The organism is Pseudorhodoplanes sp., assembly GCF_035565855.1.
Lineage (GTDB): Bacteria > Pseudomonadota > Alphaproteobacteria > Rhizobiales > Xanthobacteraceae > Pseudorhodoplanes.
The window spans coordinates 1-5,408 of record NZ_DATMRX010000198.1; the positions used below are offsets into that span (position 1 = coordinate 1).

Genomic DNA, 5,408 nt, shown 5'->3' on the forward strand with positions numbered 1-5,408 from the left:
AACGCATCGCAGTTAAGATCAGCCCCGCCATCGAATAGGTTTGCGGAAAATTACCCCAAAGCGCCCCCGTTTGCGGATGGATATCCTCGGAAAGAAGACCGTAGCTGTTGCGGTGGCTTAATGCATCAAGAAACAATTCACGCGCCTCGTCACGGCGGCCCAGAGCCCACCAGGTGTCGATCAGCCAAAACCGACAGATCAGGAACGCAGTTTCCGGCAGCCCGAAATCGTCGCGATTGGCGTAGCGCATAACGTGTTTCTCGCGCAAAAGTTCGCGCTCGACTGCCGCTACCGTCGATACAAAACGCGGATCCGACACCTCGATCAGGCCCAGTTCGGGCAGCAGCAGTACGCTGGCATCGACGTGGTCGGTGTCCAATGCGGCGCTAAACGCCTGAAGCCTCGGATTCCAAGCCTGCTCCAGAATCGTGGCCTGGAGCTTATCGGCCGTCGCGTTCCAATAGGCTGCACGGTCGAGGAAGTTCAGTCGCCCGGCGATGGCCCCAAGCCGATTGATACCCGCCCAGCACATCGCCGCCGAATGCGTGTGTACCTGGCGGCGGCCGCGAAATTCCCACAGACCAGAATCCGGCTGCAGCGCCAATTCGGCCGCCTTCTCCCCCAACGTCTCGAGCAAGCGAAACAGCGCCTCGTCGCCGGGCCGCGGCAAGCGCAGATCGAAGAACATCGGCATCGCCGCAAGGATGATGCTGCCATAGGTGTCATTCTGGTCCTGCCGCGCCGCCGCATTGCCGATCCGCACCGGCCCGTCGCCGAGATAACCCTGCAGACGCGGCGCGGTATATTCTTCCATCGGGTCGGTCGGCACGATGGGATAGACCGGACGCAGCGGCTCGGTGTGATTGGCGGCAATGCCGAGGATGAAGGAGATGAAGTCCTCCATCGTCTGCGTCGCACCGATGCGGTTCAACGCCTTGACGACGAAATAGGCGTCGCGCAGCCAACAATAACGATAGTCCCACGTTCTCCCTGAGCCCGGCGCCTCGGGGATCGAAGTGGTGTGCGCCGCAATGATGCCACCCGTCTCCTCGAAGTTTGACAGCTTCAGCGCGATCGCGGCGCGGATGATCGGCTCCTGCCAATCGTAGGAGATCGAGAGCCGGCGCACCCAGCCCGTCCAATAGTCGCGAGTTCGGTCGCAGAATTCGCGGCACAGCGTGGTGATATCGCCAGGCACCGGCTCGTCGGCGCCCAGCACCATGCCGAGCGGGCGGTGCAATACGAACGGCGCCTCCCGGTCGATGTAGGACAACGGGGCATCGGTGGTGAGGCGGATCACGACGTTGCCGCCGGAATAACGGATGTGGTTGCTGCCGAGCGAACGCTGCGCCATCGGCTCGCCGTAGCTGTGCGTCGGGCGTAGTCGGATGGTAATCCGGGGCAAGCCCGACAGCGGCTCGATGATGCGGATCAGTTGCGGCGGGCGGAAAACCCGCTCGTAGTTGCGAAAGCGCGGCGCGAAGTCGATGATCCGCACCGCACCACCTTGGCGATCCGTGAGGACCGTCGTCACGATCGCGGTGTTGCGCTGATATTCCGACCGATACGACACCATGCCGTCGAGCACGACGTCGGAAAACCCCTTGTCCTCGTTGCCGGCGAGAAGGCGGCAGAACACCGGATCGCCGTCGAAACGAGGATAGCACCACCACACCAGCCGGCCGGTCGGCTCAACCAGCGCAGCCGTGCGGCCATTGCCGATAACGGCGAGGTCGAGCCCGCCGCCGTTCATGACGGCACAGCCACGCCCTCGGACAGGCGCTCGAGCCAGCGCCGCACATCGGCCGGCGCGTTGAAATAATCGTCGATGCCCGGAAACTTGCGGCCGACCGACATCGCCTGGCCGTTGAAGTCCGGCATCACCGCGAATGCATCCTCGTCGGTTCTGTCGTCACCGACGAAAATCGGCGCGCGGCCGCTAAACGGCGGATAGGTCATCAGATCGCGCACGGCCGTGCCTTTGTTGAAACCGGCGAATTTGATTTCAAGCACCGCCTTGCCGCCGAGAAGCTCGAATGAGGGATCGGCCCAGGCCTCGAATGCACGCCTGACATCGTGCACCAAGCCCAGGCCTTGCTTCGGAACCATTCGGTAATGCAGCGCGAGCGAATAACCCTTGTCCTCGATCACCACGCCGGAATGCGCGGCGGCGACATCTTTCAGACGCTGCTTGAAGACCGGATCGAGCGGCGGCGTCCGCCCATTGAGAATTGTCCCAGCCGCGACCGGGCGCATCTCAGCGCCGTGTCCTCCGATGGCCGGCAGGCGCAACGGCGCGAAGAACGCGTCGAGCTCCGCGATCGGGCGGCCACTCACCAACGCCAGCGCACCGCCGACCCGCTCGCGCACGCGCGCCAGCGTCGATGCCAGCGACGCCGGCACCTGCACCTGTTGCGGCGTGGGCGCGATATCGAGGAGGGTGCCGTCCACATCCAGAAGAAGAGCGAGATGGCTTAAATCACGAGGGTCCAAAGGCACTAGCAGCGTCCAATCGCGTTCCTTGATGAATGGCGTTGATGAGATCACTCCGCCACCTGAGACAGGGCGGACAAATCGTCGCCGCAACATCGCGCCGCGGCTCTTCTATGCTGCGACAACGTGAGAACCGAAGGTTTGGTTGCAGAAGCGCCGATCAAGGCAGCCATCCTCGTGATCACAAGCACGCCGATTCGAGGTTCCACTTCGTGACGAAAGTACGGCAAAGCGCGCAAATAAAAGGCTTTTTCTTTCGCATCAAAGTCGGAACATGTCCGGTCTATACCGCGTTTGGGATATCAGGGTGGCAAAAAGGGGGTAAACGATGCCGACGGCTCGTTATTTCATCGTGCGCGATCAGGACAAGTGGCTGATCAAGTTCGGCGAGGAGCAATATGGCCCCTACAAGAGCCAGAACGAGGCGATGGTTTTCGCCGTGGATGCCGCCCGCAAGCTCGGCGACTACGGCGAGAGTGCTGAGGTTTGCCTGATGGGCGAAAACGGCCATTTCCGGCCAGAATGGATATCGGGCCGCGACAACGCGGTGTCCAGCGCGTGATTGCCCGGATTAGAAGATTATTCAGCTCAAAACCGACGTGAGGAGTTGCGCCCGAGGAGCCTCTTTCTAGGGGCGCTTCATGACGGCTCTTTTGTCCCGCTCGGGTGATCCCCGCCGCTGCTCATTAAACGAACCAGCCGAAAGAAAGTGCGCTCCAACCGGAACAAAACCTTGACCGCGCCATTGGACAACCAGACGCGGTCACTCGTTGATCGCGCCGGCGCCGGGCGGCATCCCCCCTCCCCCCGACAGAAGCCGTCCGGCGCACTTATTTTCCCGTCATAACCGGTCGGATAGAGCGCACTGTCGCCGCGGCACGCGAGCCATCTCATCGGCCCAGGTCTGCTGAGGCCCAGGCCTGCTGACTGCCGGCCAAGTTCGCGGTTTCCTCGATCCAATTCTTGGTTTCACTCACCCAGGCGTCTTTCGCAAACCATTCGTGTTCCCGGCCGCAGGCGGGGCACTGGACGCGTGCAAAGAACACAGGCGCCCGCTGAAAGTCGGACGAGCGCATTTCGATTCCAGTTGGAACGTCCTGCCCAGTTCGCGGGCAGCGAATCATGATCACACCCATCGAACCCAATCTCCCTGTTCGAGATCAATTCGACGCGGTCCATAGCGCGGCTCTGCGAACGCAGTTTGACACTCTGGCGTCGGTTCTACGGCGGCGTCCCGGCTGTCACTGCGCAGCTCAAAGCCGGCTTGCAGCGCAACATCGCCGATTTGTCGTCGGCGCGGTTCACGGAATTCTAAAATCGGCCAAGCCGTTGGCAGCCCCTTAGACCATGTCGGTTCCGTGCGCAGGAACCTTCTCAGGCCTCAGCGGGTTGGAGCCCCGGAATGAAATCATACGCACCGTTGCGGTGCTCAGGGTTTCATCGAGGAAACGTTAGGGGTTGCAAGATGTCGCTTGGAACAATCCTACTCATCATTCTGATCGTGCTGTTGATCGGCTCATTCCCATCGTGGCCTTACAGCAGCGGCTGGGGTTACTACCCCGCCGGCGGCATCGGAACGATCCTGATCGTCGTTCTCATCCTGCTTTTGCTGGGGCGTATCTAGCGCGCGGAACAAAAACCGCGTGGCGGGATTGAAAGGATCGACCGGCCGCCATTTCCCCTCCCCTCGTGCTCGGCCGGCGCTATCGGGCGCAACCGACTTCGGCCGGTTGCGCCCGTAGCACTTCCAGCAGTCCACTCGCGCCGTGGTGCGTGCGCCGCTGCATTTGAAGCGATGGCCGCGCTACGCCGCAGCGTAGCGACATCGGAGGCAGGGAACTTGTTCCTTCTCCGCACGTTGGCACGGCGAATACGCGGCACGACCGCCGCGGGGAACGAGGACATCATGGCTCGTAAAAACGGTAGCAGTGTTGCCGGCGACATCGCCGAAATCGAACATGAAATCGGGCAATTGATGCGCGACATCGAAACGCGCGTGAGCCGGCTCAATGCCATGACGCGACGCGGCGCATCACAGGCCGCAAACGGTGCAAGCGAATTCGTGTCCGACACCATCTCGGACGCAGCCGAGCGGGTCCGGAACGGCGCAAATACGGTATCTGACGAGGCAGCCCGCATGGGCGGCGATGCGCTTCGCAAGATCGAGGAGGAAGTCGGTCAACGCCCCCTGCTGACGCTCGCGATCGCCGCGGGAATAGGCTTCCTCGCTGGAATGGCAGGCCGTCGCCATTAGGGAAACGGCTCATGGCCTTGCAAGACACCGTCGCGCATGCCGCACGCGGCTTTGCTGACCGGCTTCGCCGGGATGCCATCGCTTATGGGGCGTGTGCGATATGTGCGCTCGCGGCACTGATTCTTGCCACCTGCGCCGCGGTCACCGCGCTGATTCCCATGGTCGGCATCATCTATGCGCAATTGATCGTCGCCGGAGCGTTCCTCGTCATCACGGGCGGGATCGTGCTGTGGATGCAGCGTTCGGGCCGCCAGCCGGCGCAACCGCTGGCGCTCGGTGCAGCCGCGGAAACCGCACAGCGGCAAGCGCAATTCGCCCAGATCGCAATGATTATTGAAGCGGTGATGCTCGGCTACTCGCTGTCGAGGCGACGTTAAGCGCTTCAAACAGACGGCCTCGGGATTCACCCGAGGCCATCATTCCTCCAAGACAAACGCGCCAATTCTCAAGCGGCCGAGAATTTGAGCGGCTTGGCCTGCTGCACCTGCGGCAGCGCGCGCACCCTCTCCAGCACCTCGGCGGGCAGTTCGTCATCAACTGCAATCAGCGCGATCGCGTTTCCGCCGGGTGACTCGCGACCGACATGGAAGGTCGCGATATTGATGCCCGCCTCGCCCAGGGTTGAGGTAAAGCGCCCGATGAAGCCCGGCTTGTCGAGATT

7 protein-coding genes are annotated in these 5,408 nt (G+C 62.1%); 4 read left to right on the top strand and 3 right to left on the bottom strand.

From position 1 onward, the window contains the following. Nucleotides 1-1,753: glycoside hydrolase family 15 protein (locus tag VN004_RS11010; protein WP_325609879.1), on the bottom strand; the 1,753-nt coding region annotated here is incomplete at its 3' end. Then, entirely contained in the window at nt 1,750-2,589 is an 840-nt protein-coding gene (gene otsB / locus VN004_RS11015) for a trehalose-phosphatase (RefSeq protein ID WP_414710273.1), read from the bottom strand. The genes VN004_RS11010 and otsB, both read right to left, overlap by 4 nt. A 232-nt stretch (nt 2,590-2,821) precedes the next feature. On the opposite strand from otsB, the gene VN004_RS11020 reads away from it, so the two are divergent. The 4 genes from VN004_RS11020 (at nt 2,822) to VN004_RS11035 (ending at nt 5,124) form a co-directional block, all read left to right on the top strand. Then, a complete protein-coding gene (locus tag VN004_RS11020) occupies nt 2,822-3,055 on the top strand; it encodes a DUF2188 domain-containing protein (protein WP_325609883.1) in 234 nt (77 codons plus the stop codon). Between the two features lie 903 nt (nt 3,056-3,958). Beyond that, complete coding sequence (locus VN004_RS11025; RefSeq protein WP_325609885.1) at nt 3,959-4,117, top strand: DUF3309 family protein; 159 nt, start codon at nt 3,959-3,961, stop codon at nt 4,115-4,117. Nucleotides 4,118-4,288: 171 nt separating this feature from the next. Continuing rightward, nucleotides 4,289-4,747, top strand: a complete 459-nt coding sequence (locus tag VN004_RS11030) for a hypothetical protein (RefSeq protein ID WP_325609887.1) — start codon at nt 4,289-4,291, stop codon at nt 4,745-4,747. An 11-nt stretch (nt 4,748-4,758) separates the two neighbouring features. Further along, on the top strand, nt 4,759-5,124 hold the full coding sequence (locus VN004_RS11035) for a hypothetical protein (protein WP_325609889.1): 366 nt from the start codon (nt 4,759-4,761) through the stop codon (nt 5,122-5,124). Nucleotides 5,125-5,192: 68 nt separating this feature from the next. Here VN004_RS11035 and VN004_RS11040 read toward each other — a convergent pair. After that, a partial coding sequence (locus VN004_RS11040; protein ID WP_325609891.1) for an ACT domain-containing protein occupies nt 5,193-5,408 on the bottom strand: 216 nt, incomplete at its 5' end.